Annotated in this window: 14 protein-coding genes; 8 read left to right on the forward strand and 6 right to left on the reverse strand. The window is 71.5% G+C overall.

The window, feature by feature from the left end:
* The first annotated feature begins 16 nt into the window (after positions 1 to 16).
* Together ACSMXX_RS28225 and ACSMXX_RS28230 are read left to right on the forward strand one after the other, a co-directional pair.
* Positions 17 to 2,824 (forward strand): DEAD/DEAH box helicase, encoded by a 2,808-nt coding sequence (locus ACSMXX_RS28225; RefSeq protein WP_473181483.1) that lies wholly within the window; start codon positions 17 to 19, stop codon positions 2,822 to 2,824.
* A gap of 159 nt (positions 2,825 to 2,983) precedes the next feature.
* The gene (locus ACSMXX_RS28230; RefSeq protein ID WP_473181484.1) at positions 2,984 to 4,186 is read left to right on the forward strand and encodes a phosphatidylinositol-specific phospholipase C1-like protein; all 1,203 of its coding nucleotides are present in this window, start codon (positions 2,984 to 2,986) and stop codon (positions 4,184 to 4,186) included.
* Positions 4,187 to 4,294: 108 nt separating this feature from the next.
* Here ACSMXX_RS28230 and ACSMXX_RS28235 read toward each other — a convergent pair whose 3' ends face one another.
* Entirely contained in the window at positions 4,295 to 5,158 is an 864-nt protein-coding gene (locus ACSMXX_RS28235; protein ID WP_473181485.1) for a siderophore-interacting protein, read from the reverse strand.
* Positions 5,159 to 5,280: 122 nt separating this feature from the next.
* Positions 5,281 to 6,195, reverse strand: coding sequence for a 5'-3' exonuclease (locus tag ACSMXX_RS28240; RefSeq protein ID WP_473185015.1), 915 nt, complete (start codon positions 6,193 to 6,195; stop codon positions 5,281 to 5,283).
* A gap of 118 nt (positions 6,196 to 6,313) precedes the next feature.
* Here ACSMXX_RS28240 and ACSMXX_RS28245 point away from each other — a divergent pair, with 118 nt between their 5' ends.
* Positions 6,314 to 6,793 (forward strand): OsmC family protein, encoded by a 480-nt coding sequence (locus ACSMXX_RS28245; protein WP_473181486.1) that lies wholly within the window; start codon positions 6,314 to 6,316, stop codon positions 6,791 to 6,793.
* A gap of 231 nt (positions 6,794 to 7,024) precedes the next feature.
* A complete protein-coding gene (locus ACSMXX_RS28250; RefSeq protein WP_473181487.1) occupies positions 7,025 to 7,771 on the forward strand; it encodes a helical backbone metal receptor in 747 nt (248 codons plus the stop codon).
* Positions 7,772 to 7,841: 70 nt separating this feature from the next.
* Here ACSMXX_RS28250 and ACSMXX_RS28255 read toward each other — a convergent pair whose 3' ends face one another.
* The 3 genes from ACSMXX_RS28255 to ACSMXX_RS28265 form a co-directional block, all read right to left on the reverse strand.
* Positions 7,842 to 8,603 (reverse strand): gamma-glutamyl-gamma-aminobutyrate hydrolase family protein, encoded by a 762-nt coding sequence (locus ACSMXX_RS28255; protein ID WP_473181488.1) that lies wholly within the window; start codon positions 8,601 to 8,603, stop codon positions 7,842 to 7,844.
* A gap of 139 nt (positions 8,604 to 8,742) precedes the next feature.
* On the reverse strand, positions 8,743 to 10,263 hold the full coding sequence (gene eat / locus ACSMXX_RS28260) for an ethanolamine permease (protein WP_473181489.1): 1,521 nt from the start codon (positions 10,261 to 10,263) through the stop codon (positions 8,743 to 8,745).
* A 147-nt stretch (positions 10,264 to 10,410) separates the two neighbouring features.
* Entirely contained in the window at positions 10,411 to 11,193 is a 783-nt protein-coding gene (locus ACSMXX_RS28265) for a FadR/GntR family transcriptional regulator (RefSeq protein WP_473181490.1), read from the reverse strand.
* 85 nt (positions 11,194 to 11,278) lie between these two features.
* Here ACSMXX_RS28265 and ACSMXX_RS28270 point away from each other — a divergent pair, with 85 nt between their 5' ends.
* The 4 genes from ACSMXX_RS28270 to ACSMXX_RS28285 all read left to right on the forward strand — a co-directional run bounded on the left by ACSMXX_RS28270 (position 11,279) and on the right by ACSMXX_RS28285 (position 15,786).
* Entirely contained in the window at positions 11,279 to 12,646 is a 1,368-nt protein-coding gene (locus ACSMXX_RS28270; RefSeq protein WP_473181491.1) for a glutamine synthetase family protein, read from the forward strand.
* A gap of 9 nt (positions 12,647 to 12,655) precedes the next feature.
* Positions 12,656 to 14,041 (forward strand): aldehyde dehydrogenase family protein, encoded by a 1,386-nt coding sequence (locus ACSMXX_RS28275; protein WP_473181492.1) that lies wholly within the window; start codon positions 12,656 to 12,658, stop codon positions 14,039 to 14,041.
* Positions 14,038 to 14,844 carry a 3-oxoacyl-ACP reductase gene (locus ACSMXX_RS28280; RefSeq protein WP_473181493.1) on the forward strand — a complete coding sequence of 269 codons (807 nt, stop codon included), beginning with the start codon at positions 14,038 to 14,040 and terminating at the stop codon, positions 14,842 to 14,844. The genes ACSMXX_RS28275 and ACSMXX_RS28280 overlap by 4 nt, the downstream gene beginning before the upstream one ends.
* Positions 14,845 to 14,937: 93 nt before the next feature.
* Entirely contained in the window at positions 14,938 to 15,786 is an 849-nt protein-coding gene (locus ACSMXX_RS28285) for a DUF2510 domain-containing protein (RefSeq protein ID WP_473185016.1), read from the forward strand.
* A 60-nt stretch (positions 15,787 to 15,846) separates the two neighbouring features.
* Here ACSMXX_RS28285 and ACSMXX_RS28290 read toward each other — a convergent pair whose 3' ends face one another.
* On the reverse strand, positions 15,847 to 17,061 hold the full coding sequence (locus ACSMXX_RS28290; protein WP_473181494.1) for an amino acid deaminase/aldolase: 1,215 nt from the start codon (positions 17,059 to 17,061) through the stop codon (positions 15,847 to 15,849).
* Positions 17,062 to 17,449 lie beyond the last annotated feature (388 nt).

The raw sequence follows: 17,449 nt of genomic DNA on the forward strand, positions 1-17,449 counted from the left end.
TAGGCTCGTAGACACGATGACCGAGGACCTGTCCCCCGCAGAGCGGTATGCACTGGCGCGGCTGCGCGCCGCAGAGCAGGCCACCGCTCTAGCCCCGTTCCGCGACCTGTACGACTTCGATCTCGACGAGTTCCAGATCGAGGCGTGCCGAGCCCTCGAAGCAGGGAAGGGAGTGCTGGTCGCGGCGCCGACCGGCTCCGGCAAGACGATCGTCGGCGAATTCGCCGTGCACCTCGCCCTCACGCAGGGCCGCAAATGCTTCTACACCACGCCGATCAAGGCCCTGTCCAACCAGAAGTACAACGACCTGGTCAAGCGCCACGGCGCGGACCGGGTGGGCCTGCTGACCGGGGACAACAGCGTCAACGGCGACGCCCCCGTCATCGTCATGACCACCGAGGTCCTGCGGAACATGCTCTACGCGGGCTCGCAGGCCCTCGACGGCCTCGGCCACGTCGTCATGGACGAGGTGCACTATCTCTCCGACCGGTTCCGCGGCGCCGTCTGGGAAGAGGTGATCATCCACCTTCCCGAGTCGGTCACGCTGGTCTCGCTCTCGGCGACGGTCTCCAACGCGGAGGAGTTCGGCGACTGGCTGGACACCGTCCGCGGCGACACCGAGGTGATCGTCTCCGAGCACCGTCCCGTGCCTCTGTGGCAGCACGTGCTCGCGGGCCGTGGCATGTACGACCTGTTCGAGGAGAAGGGCGACAAGCGGGAGGTCAATCCCGACCTGGTGCGCATGGCGCGCATGGAGAACAGCCGTCCGAGCGGCCCGCGCGACCGGCGCCGTGGCGGTTCGCGCAGGGAGGCCGACCGGGAGCGGGAGCGGCGCAGGCGCTCCCGGGTGTGGACACCGGGCCGTCCGGAGGTCATCGACAAGCTGGACTCGGAGGGCCTGCTGCCCGCCATCACCTTCATCTTCAGCCGTGCCGGCTGCGAGGCCGCGGTGCAGCAGTGCCTCTACGCCGGGCTGCGGCTGAACGACAACGCGGCGCGGGCGCGCGTCCGCGAGATCGTCGAGGAGCGCACGGCGGACATCCCCGACGAGGATCTGCATGTGCTGGGGTACTTCGACTGGCTGGAGGGCCTGGAGCGGGGCATCGCCGCACACCACGCGGGCATGCTGCCCACCTTCAAGGAGGTCGTCGAGGAGCTGTTCGTACGAGGGCTGGTCAAGGCCGTGTTCGCGACCGAGACGCTGGCGCTCGGGATCAACATGCCGGCCCGGTCGGTGGTGCTGGAGAAGCTGGTCAAGTGGAACGGCGAGCAGCACGCGGACATCACCCCCGGCGAGTTCACTCAGCTGACGGGGCGGGCCGGGCGCCGCGGCATCGACATCGAGGGTCACGCGGTCGTCCTGTGGCAGCGCGGCATGGACCCGGGCGCCCTGGCGGGCCTGGCCGGTACGCGCACGTATCCGCTGCGTTCCTCCTTCAAGCCGTCCTACAACATGGCGGTCAATCTCGTCGGCCAGTTCGGCCGGCACACCTCGCGTGAGCTGCTGGAGACGTCCTTCGCGCAGTTCCAGGCCGACCGTTCCGTGGTCGGCATCTCCCGGCAGGTCCAGCGCAACGAGGAGGGCCTGGAAGGCTACCGGGGGTCCATGACCTGCCACCTGGGCGACTTCGAGGAGTACTCGCGGCTTCGCCGCCGGCTCAAGGACCGGGAGACCGAGCTGGCCAAGCAGGGCGCGGTGCAGCGCCGTGCGCAGGCCGCGGCGGCGCTGGAGAAGCTGAAGCCGGGGGACGTCATCCACGTGCCCACGGGCAAGTTCGCGGGGCTGGCGCTCGTCCTCGACTCCGGGACGAGCGCCCGCGGTCCGGCCCAGCACCGCGGCTGGCACCACCAGCAGGAAGGGCCGCGTCCGCTCGTACTGACGGCTCAGCGGCAGGTGAAGCGCCTGGGCTCCATCGACTTCCCCGTCCCCGTGGAGCCGCTGGAGCGGATGCGCATCCCGAGATCGTTCAACGCCCGCAGCCCCGAGTCGCGCCGTGACCTGGCCTCGGCGCTGCGTACGAAGGCCGGGCACCACGCGCCTCCGCGGCACCGCAAGCAGCGCGCCGCCGCGGCCGACGACGAAGAGATCGCGAAGCTGCGCGCCGAGATCCGCCGCCATCCCTGCCACGGCTGCGACGAGCGGGAGGACCACGCCCGCTGGGCGGAGCGCTACCAGCGGCTCAAGCGGGACACCCGCCAGCTGGAACGCAAGATCGAGGGCCGTACGAACACCATCGCCCGCACCTTCGACCGGGTCTCGGCACTGCTCACGGACCTGGGCTACCTCCGCGGCGACGAGGTCACGGAGGACGGTCGGCGGCTGGCGCGGCTCTACGGCGAGCTGGACCTGCTGGCGAGCGAATGCCTCCGCGACGGCGTGTGGGAGGGTCTGCCGCCGTCCGAACTGGCCGCCTGCGTCTCGGCGTTGGTGTACGAGTCGCGTGCCGCCGACGATGCGCTGCCGCCGAAGCTGCCCAGCGGCGGTGCACGCGGCGCCCTGGAGGAAATGGTGCGCATCTGGGGCCGCCTGGACGCGCTGGAGGAGGAACACCGCATCAGCCAGACCGAGGGCGTCGGCCAGCGCGAGCCCGACCTCGGCTTCGCCTGGGCCGCGTACCGCTGGGCCGAGGGGCACGGGCTGGATTCCGTGCTGCGCGACGCCGACATGCCCGCCGGCGACTTCGTGCGCTGGTGCAAGCAGTGCATCGACGTGCTGGGCCAGGTCGCGGTCGCGGCACCGGAAGGCGGGGACGTGGCGAAGAACGCCCGCAGGGCGCTGGAGTCGATGCGGCGAGGCGTCGTGGCGTACACGAGCGTGGGCTGAGAGCCGCCGGATCCCGGAGCCGGCGCTCAGCGGCGCCGGAGCGGTCCGTCCGTGCGGGGCAAGGAGTCGAACGGCCGTGGGAGCGGCCCGTGTTGGCTCCGCGCGCCGCGTGGGCATGTACATCGCGCCTGATGTACTCATGCCCCGCGGGAGGTCGCTGTGCGCTCTGTCTCCAGACCCGTCTCCAGGTCCCTGTACGGTTCCGTGGCCCGGCGCTGGGCGGCGGCCGCCGCTGCGCTCGCCGCAGCCCTGACGCTGTCGTCGGCGGCCCCTGCGCCTGCCCCGCCCTCCGCCCGTACGGGGGCGGACGGACTGCGTGTCACCCAGATCCAGGCCATGGCGACCCACAACAGCTACCACCGTGAAGCACCCTTCGCCGAGCAGCAGTTGATGGCGGCGCACGACCCAGGCTTCCGTACGCTGCTCTACAGTCACGCGTCGCTGCCCGTGCAGTTCTCCCGCCAGCAGGTGCGCGGCATCGAGCTGGACGTCTTCCCGGATCCGGACGGCGGTCTCTACGCCGACCCCCTGATCCGCGAGGATGCCGGGCTGCCGCCGATGGACGATCCGGACCTGCGCAAGCCCGGCTTCAAGGTGCTGCACTGGGCCGACTTCGACTACCGCAGCAACTGCGTCTCGCTCAAGCGCTGTCTCACGCAGGTCAAGAAGTGGTCGGAGCGGCGCCCCGGGCATGCGCCCGTCCCCGTGCTCCTCGAACTCAAGGAGACGGACCCGGAGATGGAGGCCCGCGGCGGCGCGAAGAGCCCGCCTTGGGACACGGAGATGCTGGACGCGCTGGACGCCGAGATACGTACCGTCTTCCCCGACGAGGCGACCGTCACGGCCGACGACATCCGCCGCCCCGGTCAGACCCTGGAGGAGTCCGTGCGCGAGCACGGCTGGCCCCGGCTCTCGGCCGCCCGCGGCAAGGTGACGTTCCTGATGGACAACGACGACCAGAAGCTGCAGGACGCCTACCGAGCGGGCGGCCGCGAGAGCCTGCAGGGCAGGGTGCTCTTCACCGATTCCGAACCGGGGCGCCCGGACGCCGCGTTCATGAAGGTCAACGACCCGACCGGGCCCGGCAAGGCCGTCATCCAGGACCTGGTGAAGCAGGGTTACTTCGTACGGACGCGCTCCGACGTGCCGCTCGACCAGGCCACCTCCGGTGACAGGGGCATGCTGCGGGACGCGCTGGCCTCGGGCGCCCAGATGGTCTCGACGGACTTTCCCGTCCCAGGCCTCGCCGCGCGCTACGGCTCCGACTACGTGGCCGAACTTCCGTACGGCAGCGGCCCTGTGAGGTGCAATCCGGTCACCGCGCCGCGGCCCGGGTGCCACTTGGACGGGATCGAGCGCTGACGACCTGACCTGGAGTACCGCGTGAGCCGCGGGAAGGGCGCGGAACGGTCAGGACCGCGGAAGGGGGCGGAACGGTCAGGGCCGCGAAGGGTCAGGACCGCGGAACGGTCAGGACCGCGGGCCCTGTTCGCCGCCCGCGCTCTCCTGCTCAGCCTCGACCTGCGCCTTCCACTCCTTCTTCGAGGCCTGCCAGCCGTCCTCGTCGTGACCCAGACGCCAGTAGCCGGAGATGGACAACTGCTCGCGCTCCAGGCCGCGTTCGAGACGCAGGTGGCGGCGGAGCTCCTTGACGAAACCCGCCTCACCGTGGACGAACGCCTGCGGGGTGCCCGGTGGGAACTCCAGCGCCCGCACGGCCTCGGTCAGCTTCTCCCCGACACGGGCGGTGCCGCGGTGCAGCCACACGACGCCCGCGGTGTCCGGAAGGCTCAACTTCTGCTCCTCCTGCGGGCCTTCGACCTCGATCAGGGCCCGTACGGTGGCATCCGCGGGCATGGCTTCGAGTGCCGTGGCGATGGCGGGCAGGGCGCTCTCGTCACCTGCGAGCAGATGCCAGTCGGCGTCCGCCGAGGGGTGATAGGCGCCGCCGGGGCCGAGGAAGCGGATCACGTCGCCCGGGCGGGCGCCGCGTGCCCACGGCCCGGCGAGGCCCTCGTCGCCGTGGATGACGAAGTCGAGCGTCAGCTCCCGTGCCGCGGGCGCCCATGACCGCACCGTGTACGTACGGGTCACCGGCCACTGGTCGCGCGGGAAGCCGGCGCGGACGGCCGCGATGTCGAACGGCTCGGGATACTCCACGCCCGGGACCGGGAAGAGCAGCTTGACGTAGTGGTCCGTGTACTCGCCCGCCTCGAACTCCGCCAGGCCGGGGCCGCCGAGCACGACGCGCACCATGTGGGGCGTCAGCTGCTCGGTGCGGACCACGCGGGCGTGGTGGACCTGGTTCTTGCTGCGGGCCGTACGGTCTGCCACGTGGGACTCCAGGGATGGCGGGTAAGCAGGAGGCGGCGGTCGGGAGATGTGGTTAGGGTTGCCTAAGTTCCCCAACGTACCACTTCACCCCGTGTACGGCGCCGCGGGCCCGCCGCCGTTGATCAGCGCTCCCGGTCGGCCAGCACATTCAGCAGCCGCTCCAGGGAGCCGCCGAGCCCCCACCGCTCCGCCAGGGCGTCCAGGGCCTCCGGACGGCGTGCCCGCGCCGGCAGGGCGGCGTCGAACTCCGGCAGGGTGACATCGCTCGCGACCCGCACCACCTTCGGGGCCACGGCCAGATAGGGCCGCGCCTCGGCCAGCCGCTTGCGCTGCGCGGGAGTGATCGCGGACGAAGGATCCTCGGCGGCCGTCAGGATCCCCGCCAGGTCCCCGTAGCGCTCCAGCAGCTTCGCCGCCGTCTTCTCCCCGATGCCCTGCACGCCGGGCAGCCCGTCGCTCGGGTCGCCGCGCAGCAGGGCCAGATCCGCGTAACCACCGCCGTCCACGCCGTACTTCGCGCGCAGCGCGGACTCGTCGTAGACGTCGAGGGTCCCCACTCCCTTGACCGGATACAGCACCCGCACGCCCCGGGAGTCGTCGATCAGCTGGAACAAGTCACGGTCGCCGGTGACGATGTCGACGGGAGAGCCGGCGCGAGCCGTGAGGGTGCCGATGATGTCGTCCGCCTCGAAGCCGTCCGCCCCGACGCGGGCGATGCCGACGGCGTCGAGCACCTCGTCGATCACGGGGACCTGCGGGCTGAGCGTGTCCGGGATCTCCTCGGCATCCGGACCGGCCGGCACCTCCTCCGCGACCCGGTGTGCCTTGTAGGACGGGATGAGCTCGACGCGCCACTGGGGGCGCCAGTCGAAGTCCATGCAGGCCACCAGGGAGTCCGGATGACGGTTGCTCACCAGGCGTGCGATGAAGTCGAGCAGCCCGCGCACGGCGTTGACCGGGGTGCCGTCCGGCGCCCTGACCGACTCCGGAACCCCGAAGTAGGCACGGAAGTAGAGGGACGAGGTGTCCAGGAGCATCAGGCGTCGAGCCGTCGTCGTAGTCACGGCCCCGATGATGCCGTACGGGTCCGACAGCGAGCCGCAGCAGTCCCGGGGCCCTGTGCCCCTCGCACCGCCCCGCTTCTACGCTGGGTACATGGCAGCCACGCACGCGTACGAAGTCACCGTCGAGTGGACCGGGGACCTGGGGGAAGGTACGCGTGACTACCGTGCCTTCAGCCGCGCCCACGAGGTGCTGGCGGGCGCGAAGCCGCCGATCGCGGCCTCCGCCGACCCGGCGTTCCGCGGCGACGAGGAGCGCTGGAACCCCGAGGAGCTGCTGCTCTCGGCGCTCGCGCAGTGCCACATGCTCTGGTATCTCCACCTCTGCTCCGTGCGCGGAGTCGTCGTCACTGCGTACGAGGACCACGCGACGGCGACGATGACGATGGACGCGGCGGGCGGCGGCGGAGCCTTCACCGAGGCCGTGCTGCGTCCCGAAGTGACCGTCGCCGACGGGTCGACGGCAGACACGGCACGGGCGCTGCACGCCGAGGTGCCGGGCCTGTGCTTCATCGCGCGCTCCGTGAACTTTCCCGTACGGCACGAGCCGACGGTGCGGACCGAGGCCGGCTGACCTTCTCAGTCGTCCGTCCGGCCACAGTGCCGGCGGGACCCGCGGATCCGTGAACGCTTTGCGCGCTGGCGCAAATACGACTGCCTCATCGGCCGATACGGGTCTACTCTCTTCTCCGTACGAGGAACACGCCTCCGGGCCGTGGGGTCTCCCCGCGGACGACCACCCGGGGGTGGGCCGCCGTACGGGGGAGCGGCAATCGCAGCCGCACGGGGGGCGTACGGTGCCGGTATGGCGCACACAAGTACCGGCACCGTGCGACGCGTCGTCTCCCTCGTCCCTTCCCTCACCGAGGCACTGGCCGCGACGGCCCCCGGACTGCTCGCCGGAGTCACCGACTGGTGCAGCCACCCGCCCGGGCTGGAGGCGGCCCGGGTGCGCGGCACGAAGAATCCGGACGTGGAGCGGATCGTCTCCCTCCGCCCCGACCTCGTCGTCGCGAACGAGGAGGAGAACCGCGAGGCGGATCTCGCCGCCCTGCGGGCCGCCGGGCTCGAGGTCCTCGTCACCGAAGTACGCACCCTGCCGCAGGCGTTCGCCGAGCTGGAGCGGGTGCTGACCGAGGGCTGCGGGCTGCCGCGCCCCCGCTGGCTGGACGAGGCGGAGGCCGCGTGGGGCGAAGTGCGCGCGGAGTTCGACGTGCGGGCGGTCGTCCCCGTCTGGCGCCGCCCGTGGATGGTGCTCGGCCGCGACACCTTCGCGGGCGCGCTGCTCGCACACCTCGGGGTGCACAACGTCTACGGGCAGCACGCGGAGCGCTATCCGCGCGTGCCGGCCGGCGAGCTCGACGGGCCGGCCCGGGCCGATCTGGTCGTGCTGCCGGACGAGCCTTACCGCTTCACGTGGGAGGACGGACCGGAGGCCTTTCCCGGACTGCCCGCGGCGCTGGTCAGCGGGCGGTACCTGACCTGGTACGGGCCCTCGCTCACCGAGGCTCCGGGTGCGCTGGCGGGGGCGCTGCGCAAGGCGCTGGGCTGAGGGGACGCATTCAAAGACGGGACGCCCGTCCATTGGATCTGCGGGCGCCGTAGCGCCGCCGTCTACCGGCTCAGCCCGCCGCCGGGGCCTTCCCTGCCGCTGCCCTGGCCGTGCGTGCCCCGGACTGCGGCTGTGCCTCACCGGTTGTACGCGCGGCCTCCACCAGGGCGCGCATCACGCGGACGTCGTCTCCCTCCTCGGGGTGCCACTGCACCGCGAGGACGAACGGATGTTCCCTGCCCGGCAGTTCGAGCGCCTCGACGGTGCCGTCGTCCGCGTGTGCGCCCGGCACCAGCCCGTCACCGAGGCGGGCCACCGCCTGGTGGTGGTAGGTGGGTACGGACACCGGCCCGGGCAGCACCTGTGCGAGCCGGGTGCCGGCGACGGGCCGTACCGCATGCTCGGCGAAGACACCCGGGGTGCCGCGGTGGCCTTCCATGTGCTGGACGAGGGTGCCGCCCAGCAGCACGTTGAGGATCTGCATGCCGCGGCAGATGCCCAGCAGCGGTACGCCCTGGTCCAGGGCGGCGCGGGTCAGGGCGAGCTCCCAGGCGTCCCGCTCGGGGTCGGGCGGGCCGCAGTCCGGGCCGGGCTCGGCCCCGTACCGCCTCGGTTCGACGTCCGGGCCGCCGGAGACCACGAGGCCGTCCAGCCTGCTGACGATCCGGCGCGCCTGCTCGTCCGAGTCCGGCGGCAGCAGCAGCGCGCAGCCGCCCGCTCGCTGCACGAGACGGTGGTATCCGGCGGGCAGCACCGCGGCTTGGTGCTGCCACACGCCCCAGCGGACGTCGCTCTCCATGTAGGTGCTGACGCCGATCAGCGGGGTCTGCATGAGTCGGGTCCTCAGATCGTCGGCTCGTCCGGTTCTTCCAGCCTACGGGCGTGAGCGGCCCGCGCCTGTACGCCCGCCCCGTGCGCCCGGCCGGCACGCGCCTTGGAGCGGCGCGAGCCGGCCGGGGAGGACGGGAGGGCTACTTGGCGCGTACTTGCGGCGTCGGGGACGGATCGTCGTCGTCGGAGTCGCGCTCCAGTTCCGCCTCGGCGGCGGCGAGCGCCGCGAACTCCTCCTCCGGGGCCGCGGCCACCAGATGGTGCCGGCTGTACAAGGCGAAGTAGGCGACGGCCACTCCGTAGAGGACGAAGGCGATTCCCGCCGCGGTCGGATCCACCAGGAACGTGGCCACGACGGCCGAGCAGGCGAGCACGAAGGCGACCGAGGAGGTCAGGAGCCCGCCGGGGGTGCGGTACGGACGGGGCAGTCCCGGCTCGCGGCGGCGCAGCACGATGTGCGAGAGCGACATCAGCACGTAGCTGACGGCCGCGCCGAAGACGGCGATGTTGAGCATCCGGGCGCCGTCACCCGTGTACGCCGCCAGCGAGAAACCGATCAGGCCCGGCACCAGCAGGCCGAGGTAGGGGGCCTTGCGGCGGCTGGTCAGGGAGAGGAAGCGGGGCAGGTAGCCGGCCCGGGAGAGGGCGAAGAGCTGCCTGGACCCTGCGTAGATGAGTGAGAAGAAGGAGGCCACCAGGCCCGCCAGGCCCGCGTAGTTGACGATCCTGCTCAGCGTCGTCGGCTCACCGCCGGTGGCGGCCTCCAGCGCCGCGACGAGCGGGTTGTCGGCGTCCTTGATGGCGTCCGAACCGGCGGCTCCGGCCGCGGGCAGCAGCGTCAGCAGGGCGAGCAGCACCAGGATGCCGATCGACCACGCCAGCGCCTTCGGCATGGCACGCACCGGGTCGCGTGCCTCCTCCGCCGCCAGTGGCACGCCTTCGACACCGAGGAAGAACCACATGCCGAACGGGAACGCCGCCCAGATGCCCAACAGGCCCAGCGGCAGCCACGAGTTGGAGGCGAAGGCGTCCGCGTCGACGGCCACGTCGTTGAGCGAACCGCCGCCGAAGTGCGTGAACGCGCCGATGCAGAAGACCAGCAGGGCCGCGACCGCGATGCCGGTGACGACGAAGCTGAAGCGCAGGGCCTCACCGACGCCCCACAGGTGGATGCCGATGAAGATCGCGAAGCATACGAGGTAGACGGGCCAGCCGGCCTCGATACCGAAGAGGCCGAGCGATTCGACGTACCCGCCGATGAAGACCGCGATGGCCGCCGGGGCGAGGATGTACTCGATGAGGATCGCCGTCCCCGTCAGGAACCCGCCCCAAGTACCCAGCGCGCGGCGGGCGAAGCCGTAGCCGCCGCCGGCGGTCGGCAGGATCGAGGAGAGCTCCGCGAGGGAGAAGACCAGGCAGGTGTACATCGTGCCCATCAGCACGGTGGCTATCGCCAGACCGCCGAATCCGCCTTCGGCGAGCCCGAAGTTCCAGCCCGCGTAGTCGCCCGAGACGACGTAGGCGACGCCGAGACCGGTCAGCAGCAGCCACCCGGCGCTGCCGCGGCGGAGCGAGCGCGCCTGGAGATACGCTTCCGCGCTCTCCGGGCCGGTATCGCCCGCGCCGGGAGACGATTGCGAGGACTTGGTTCCATCGGCCATGACCGCTCCTACCCTCGGCATTGGTGTGGTGACATACCTTTGCGCCGAGGTGGGTCGCAGCGCAACCCCCTGCGCGTTACGCAGGGATTACGTGTGCGCGTACTTCCGCCCCGCCGGAGCCGGTCATCGTCACTTCCGGGGGGAAGGTCACGTGAGGAACCCCCGCAGCAGGGCGGCGGTGCCGGCGCAGTGCTCGCGGCTGACGCTCCGGGCCCGATCGGGATCGCCGGACAGGACGGCGTCGACGAGTTCCGCGTGCTGCTGCTGTGCGTGCTCCAGGTTACGCACCAGCAGCGGGATGCGGCCCAGCAGGTCGTTCACCCTTGCCCGTACGGCCGCGTACTGCGCGGTCAGTGTGGGGGAGCCGGCCAGTTCGACGAGGGTGAGGTGGAAGAGGGTGTCGCTGCGCCGGTAGTCGGCGAGAGCCGCGTTCCGGGTGGCGTCCAGCGCCGCGCGCAGTCGTGCGGCCTCGGCCTTCTCGAGGCCGCGGGAGGCGCACAGTTCGGCTGCGCCGGTCTCCAGCACCTCGCGGAAGCGCAGGGTGTCCCGTACGTCCACGTCCCCGGCGGCCCCCGCGACGCTGCGCCGCAGCTCTTCCGAGGTCTCCGCGTCGGGGGCGGGCGGCTGCGGATGCCGTACGAAGGTGCCGCCGTAGCGTCCGCGGCGGCTGGTCACCAGGCCCTGCTCCGCGAGCACCTTGAGCACCTCGCGGAGCATGACGCGGCTGATGCCGAGGCGCTCGGCGAGCTCGCGTTCGGCGGGGAGCCGTTCGCCGTCGGGGACCAGGCCCAGCCGGACGATCTGGAGTATCTGCTCCAGCGCCTCCTCGAAGCCGTTGCCGGCCCGCACAGGCCGGAGCACGGCGGCGAGACGGTCGTCCTCGGGACGGCCGCCGGGCCCTCCCAGCCCGGTGCCGTGGTCGGCTCTCACTGGCCCTCCCTCATCGGAACCCCTTCCGAACCAATGGTCTTCCGGACTACCTTATGACTTCCCGCGGACCGACAGGAGGCCAGACGTGGCAGACCGCACACCCCCGCTCTCGGTAGACGAGCTGCGAGTGCTCGTCGAACGGGAGGAGATCGACACCGTGGCGCTGGCCTTCACGGACATGCAAGGGCGGCTGCAAGGGAAACGGTTCGCAGCCCGTCATTTCCTGGACGAGGTCCTGGAGCACGGCACCGAGGGGTGCAACTACCTCCTCGCCGTCGACGTGGACCTGAACACCGTCGACGGCTACACCATGTCCTCGTGGGAGCGCGGCTACGGCGACTTCGCCATGCACGGCGACACCAGCACGCTGCGGCTCGTTCCGTGGAACCCCGGCACGGCCATGATCACCGCCGATCTGGCTTGGCACGACGGCTCGCCCGTCGTCGCCTCGCCCCGGCAGATCCTCCGCCGCCAGCTCGACCGCCTCGCCGAGCGCGGCTGGACCGCGTACACCGGCACCGAGCTGGAGTTCATGGTCTTCCAGGACACCTTCGAGCAGGCGTGGGACAGTGCCTACCGCGGCCTGACTCCGGCGAACCAGTACAACGTGGACTATTCGATGCTCGGCACGAGCCGCGTCGAGCCGCTGCTGCGCCGGATCCGCAACGAGATGGGCGCGGCCGGAATGCGCGTGGAGTCCGCGAAGGGCGAGTGCAACCTGGGGCAGCACGAGATCGCCTTCCGCTACGACGACGCGCTCACGACCTGCGACCAGCACGTCGTCTACAAGACCGGCGCGAAGGAGATCGCGGCCCAGTCGGGCCAGGCCCTCACCTTCATGGCCAAGTATGACGAGCGCGAGGGCAATTCGTGCCACATCCATCTCTCGCTCCGGGACGAGGCCGGCGCCCCGGTCCTCGCCGACGACGACGGCCCGCACGGCATGTCGGCCACGATGCGGCACTTCCTCGCGGGACAGCTCGCGGCCATGCGTGAGTTCACGCTGCTCTACGCCCCGAACATCAACTCCTACAAGCGTTTCCAGCCGGGTTCCTTCGCGCCGACCGCCGTCGCCTGGGGCCCCGACAACCGCACGTGCGCGCTGCGCGTCGTCGGGCACGGGGCCGGTCACCGGCTGGAGAACCGCGTACCGGGCGGCGACGTCAACCCGTATCTCGCCACCGCCGGGATGATCGCCGCCGGGCTGTACGGCGTCGACCAGAAGCTGGAGCTGGAGGAGCCGTGCACCGGCAACGCCTACAACGGCGACGCGGTGCACGTGCCCACCACCCTGCGCGAGGCCGCCGAGCTGTGGGAGCGGAGCGAGGTCGCGCGTGAGGCATTCGGCGAGGAAGTCGTCGCGCACTACCGGAACATGGCGCACATCGAGCAGCAGGCGTACGACACGGCCGTCACGGACTGGGAGCGCTTCCGGTCCTTCGAACGCATGTAAGGACAGGCTTTGCAGGACGAGCACCACACGAACGAACTCCCCGTCGTCAACCCTGCGACCGAGGAACTGATCACCACCGTCACCGCCGCAGGCCCGGCGGAAGCCGACGCGGCAGTACGCCGGGCGGTGAGCGCGCAGACGAAGTGGGCGGCGCTCGCACCGGGCGAACGCGCACGGCTGCTGCGCCGGTTCGCCGTCACCGTCGACGAACACCTCGAAGAACTGGCGCAGTTGGAGGTGAAGGAGGCAGGTCACCCCGTCGGCAACGCCCGGTTCGAGGCGGGCAACGTCCGCGACCTCCTCGACTACGCCGCCGGAGGGGTGGAGCGCCTCAGCGGCCGCCAGATCCCCGTCGACGGCGGCATCGACGTCACCTTCGCCGAACCGCTCGGCGTCGTGGCCGTCATCGCGCCCTGGAACTTCCCCATGCCGGTCGCCGCCTGGGGCACCGTCCCCGCGCTGGCCGCCGGCAACGCCGTCGTCCTCAAACCGGCCGAGACCACGCCGCTCACCGCGTTGCGCCTCGGCGAACTCGCCCTGGAGGCGGGGCTGCCCGAGGGCCTCTTCCAAGTGCTGCCGGGCGAGGGCCCGGTGGCGGGCACGGCGCTCGTCGAGCACCCGAAGGTGGCCAAGGTCGTCTTCACCGGCTCGACAGCCGTCGGCAAGGACATCATGGCCAGGTGCGCCGCGGGCGTGAAGCGCGTGACGCTCGAACTCGGCGGCAAGAGCCCCAACATCGTCTTCGCCGACGCCGATCTCGCGGCGGCCGCCGCCGCGGCACCCGGGTCCTTCCTGGACAACACCGGTCAGGACTGCTGCGCCCGCAGCCGCATCCTCGTACAGCGCGAGGTCTACGACCGCTTCCTGGAGCTTCTGGAACCGGCCGTGAAGACGTTCACGGCCGGCGACCCGGCGGATACGGGCACGCAGATGGGCCCGCTGATCTCGCAGCGCCAGCGTGAGCGCGTACGGGGATACGTGTCCGAGGACGAGCCCGCACTCATCCGCGGGGACGTCCCCGCCGGCAAGGGCTTCTGGTATCCGGCCACCGTCCTTGAGGGACGGCCGGGCGACCGGCGCAGCGCGGAGGAGATCTTCGGGCCGGTCGCCGTGGCGGTCCCCTTCGAGGACGAGGCGGAGGCCGTCCGCATCGCCAACGACTCCGAGTACGGCCTGTCCGGGTCGATCTGGACCCGCGACGTGGGCCGCGCACTGCGCGTCTCGCGCGCGGTCGCGGCAGGCAACCTGTCCGTCAACTCCCACAGCGCCGTGCGCTATACGACCCCCTTCGGCGGCTACAAGCAGTCGGGTCTCGGCCGTGAACTCGGCCCTGACGCGCTCGCCGCCTTCACCGAGACCAAGAACGTGTTCATCAGCACCGAGGAGCAGCCGTGACCGAATCGCTCACCGACACCGCGGAAGCAGCCGTCGTCTGCCGGCGCCTGACCGGACGTACCGCCGTCGTCACGGGCGCGGGCAGCGGCATCGGCCTGGCCTCCGCGCGCCGCCTCGCCGCGGAGGGCGCCAACGTGGTCTGCGCCGACGTCGACGGCGAGCGCGGCAAGGCCGTGGCCGAGGAGACCGGCGGACTGTACGTGGAGACCGACGTCACCGACTCCGCGCAGGTCGAGGCCCTCTTCCGGACGGCCCACGAGACGTACGGCTCGGTCGACATCGCCTTCAACAACGCGGGCATCTCACCGCCCGACGACGACTCGATCCTCACCACCGGTCTCGACGCCTGGGAGCGTGTGCAGCAGGTCAACCTCACCTCGGTCTATCTGTGCTGCAAGCACGCCATCCCGTACATGCAGCGGCAGGGGCGCGGCTCGATCGTCAACACGGCCTCCTTCGTGGCCGTGCTGGGCGCCGCCACCTCGCAGATCAGCTACACCGCGTCCAAGGGCGGTGTGCTGGCGATGTCGCGTGAACTGGGCGTGCAGTTCGCGCGGGAGGGCATCAGGGTCAACGCGATCTGCCCCGGGCCCGTCAACACCCCGTTGCTGAAGGAACTGTTCGCGAAGGACCCGGAGCGTGCGCAGCGCCGTCTCGTGCACGTGCCGCCAGGGCGCTTCGCCGAGCCGGAGGAGATCGCCGCCGCCGTCGCCTTCCTGGCCAGCGACGACGCCTCGTTCGTCAACGCGACGGACTTCATGGTGGACGGCGGCATCTCAGGGGCGTACGTGACACCGATGTGACGGTGTCGCCGCCAGCCGCCCTTCCGGACGGGGTACGGCCGGGCAGTGACAGTGTGATTCGCACACCTGGTCCCCTACAGTCGATGCGTGAGCATGACGACGCCGCCCGGCTGGTACCCCGACCCCGACCCGGGTCAGAGAGCCAACTCGCCCTCCGCGGAACGCTGGTGGGACGGCACCTCCTGGACGGGCCAGAGCCGTACCAAGGCGGCCGTACGGGGCCCGCTCGTCGCAGGCGTCGTCGGTGCGCTGGTGCTCGTAGCCGCCCTCGTCGTCAGCGCCGTGCTCACCTTCGCCATCGGGCCGGGCGTCAGCCGCGGCCCGCGTGACGAGGCCGGAGGCGTCGGGCCGAGCAGCGAACCCACGCCGCCCGAGGACGGTCCGGGAGCGCCGGAGGAGGACGGGGGCACGCCTGGCGAGCCGGAGGGGGACCTTCCGGCCAGGGGCGTCGATCTGCCCGTCCTGGACGGCTGGGAGCGCGACCCGTTCGGGCCGATGGTCACCACCGGGAAGTACAAGTGCCCCGGCAGCGAGGCGGAGAGCTGCCTGCGTGGCTCGTCCATGATCATCGTGGCGCCCACCGACACCGGCGACACCGAGAACGCGGCGAGGAACGACATCGGGCGGTTCGCGAAGCTCGCCTACAGCAAGGGCACTTACGGCGGCATCAAATCGCACGAAGCCGTGACTTCGGAGAAAACCTCGGTGGCCGGGCAGGACGCCTACCGGGTGCGCTGGAAGATCGTCAACCGCACCAAGCCGGACGCCTACGTCGAGTCCGTGGCCTTCACGCACCCCGACGGGTCGGGGGAGATGCTGGTGCTGCGCAGCGGCTTCGACATCGCCGAGTCCGCACCGCCGCTGAGCGACATGGACAAGCTGGCGGAGGGGGTCACCGAGGACGGCGGCGGCGGTGGGGACAGCCCCGGCGAGAATGTCTGAGAACCGACGAGAGCGGGGCCGAGAGCGGGGCTGAGAGCGGGGGCCGGGCCCGATCAGGCGTCAGAGGAAGGTGCGGCCTTCGCCCCTGTACGTCGGGAACGAGCCGGTGACCCGGTCGCCCTCGATCACGTGCAGCGCGTCGAACCGCTCGCACAGCTCTCCGGCCTTGGCGTGCCGGAACCAGACACGGTCTCCCACCAGCAGATCGTCGGCGGCGGACCCCAGCAGCGGTGTCTGCACCTCGCCGGCCGCCTCCTGTCTGTCGTAGCGCAGACCCTCGGGAAGATACGGCTGGGGCAGCCGGTCCCAGCCGGGAGCCCCGGAGGCCGGGTAGCCGCCGCCGAGGACCGTCACCACGCCCACGCCGGGCTTGCGTACGACCGGAAGTGCGAAGAGCGCGGCGGGCCGTCCGGTGAATGAGGTGTAGTGGTCGAAGAGGCGCGGCACGAACAGGCCGGAGCCCGCCGCGATCTCGGTGACCGCCTCCTCCGCGGCCGTGTGCTGCACGCTGCCCGTGCCGCCCCCGTTGACGAACTCCAGGTCGGGTGCGACGCGGCGCACCGCACGTACGGCCTCCGCCCGGCGTGCGGCAAGCTCCCGCCGTGCCGCCGCCTGCATGAGCCGTACGCCGCGCGAGCGCGCCCAGTTGCCCGGTGCGGCGTCGCCCACGCCTGCGACGTGCCCCTCGTAGGCCATCAGGCCGGTGAGCCGGAAGCCCTTCCGGCGGGTCACCGCGCGGGCGAACTCGGCGAGGCGGGCGGGGGAGCGCAGCGGTGAGCGGAGTGCGCCGATCCGGACACGGCCGCCCAGAAGCCGCAGCGCGGTGTCGAGTTCGAGACAGACCCGGATCTCCTCGGTGCCGCCGTCTCTCGCGGCGTCGATGAGGTCGAGCTGGGCCGGATCGTCCACCATCACGGTCACGCTCCGCGCGAGCTTCGGATCGGCGGCGAGTTCGGCGAATCCGGACCGGTCCGCGGACGGATAGCCGAGCAGAACGTCGTCGATGCCCGAACGTGCCAGCCACAGGGACTCGGCGAGCGTGAAGCTCAGCACTCCGGCGAAACCGTCCCGCGCGAGCACACGCTCCAACAGAGCCCGGCAGCGCACCGACTTGCTGGCCACACGGACCGGTTTGCCGCCTGCACGTCGCACCAGGTCGGAGGCATTCTCGTCGAACGCCTCCAGGTCGACGGCGGCGAACGGCGCGTCCAGGTGCGCGCTCGCGCGGTCGTAGCGGGCGCGTACGGCTGCGAGGCCGGAAGTTGCGTCGGGCATCCGGGCAGCTTGCCAGAGGGGAGCCGTGCAGGACAGCCCTGCCATCTGCCCGACCGGGTTGCCGGGACCACCAGTTCGCACCGTAGAGTTACGGCCGCACGCTGCGATGAGTCTGGACCAGCGGCGTACTGTCCGATACGAACCGGCATGCCCCGAAAGGGATCGTGTGGGGTGGCACTGCGCGCGGGAGGGGTGCAGATGAGCACTGACGCCGACCGCACACACTCCCCGGACCCTTCACCGGACTCGTATCCCAGACGTCCTCAGGTCCCTCCCCGCCCCGCCTTTCCCCCGCGCCCGGCAGCGCCTCCGCGCCAGGGCGCGTTCGTGGAGCCTCCCCAGAAAGACGAGCCCACCGCACACATGCCGCACGACACGGAATCGGACG

This window comes from Streptomyces sp. DSM 116795, from assembly GCF_055792905.1.

What these genes read in the sequence shown, in the direction of transcription:
- eat (WP_473181489.1), bottom strand. Translation starts at nt 10,263, where the DNA reads ATGGCCGATGGAACCAAGTCCTCGCAATCGTCTCCCGGCGCGGGCGAT.
- ACSMXX_RS28240 (WP_473185015.1), bottom strand. Translation starts at nt 6,195, where the DNA reads ATGCTCCTGGACACCTCGTCCCTCTACTTCCGTGCCTACTTCGGGGTT.
- ACSMXX_RS28245 (WP_473181486.1), top strand. Translation starts at nt 6,314, where the DNA reads ATGGCAGCCACGCACGCGTACGAAGTCACCGTCGAGTGGACCGGGGAC.
- ACSMXX_RS28250 (WP_473181487.1), top strand. Translation starts at nt 7,025, where the DNA reads ATGGCGCACACAAGTACCGGCACCGTGCGACGCGTCGTCTCCCTCGTC.
- ACSMXX_RS28225 (WP_473181483.1), top strand. Translation starts at nt 17, where the DNA reads ATGACCGAGGACCTGTCCCCCGCAGAGCGGTATGCACTGGCGCGGCTG.
- ACSMXX_RS28285 (WP_473185016.1), top strand. Translation starts at nt 14,938, where the DNA reads ATGACGACGCCGCCCGGCTGGTACCCCGACCCCGACCCGGGTCAGAGA.
- ACSMXX_RS28255 (WP_473181488.1), bottom strand. Translation starts at nt 8,603, where the DNA reads ATGCAGACCCCGCTGATCGGCGTCAGCACCTACATGGAGAGCGACGTC.
- ACSMXX_RS28290 (WP_473181494.1), bottom strand. Translation starts at nt 17,061, where the DNA reads ATGCCCGACGCAACTTCCGGCCTCGCAGCCGTACGCGCCCGCTACGAC.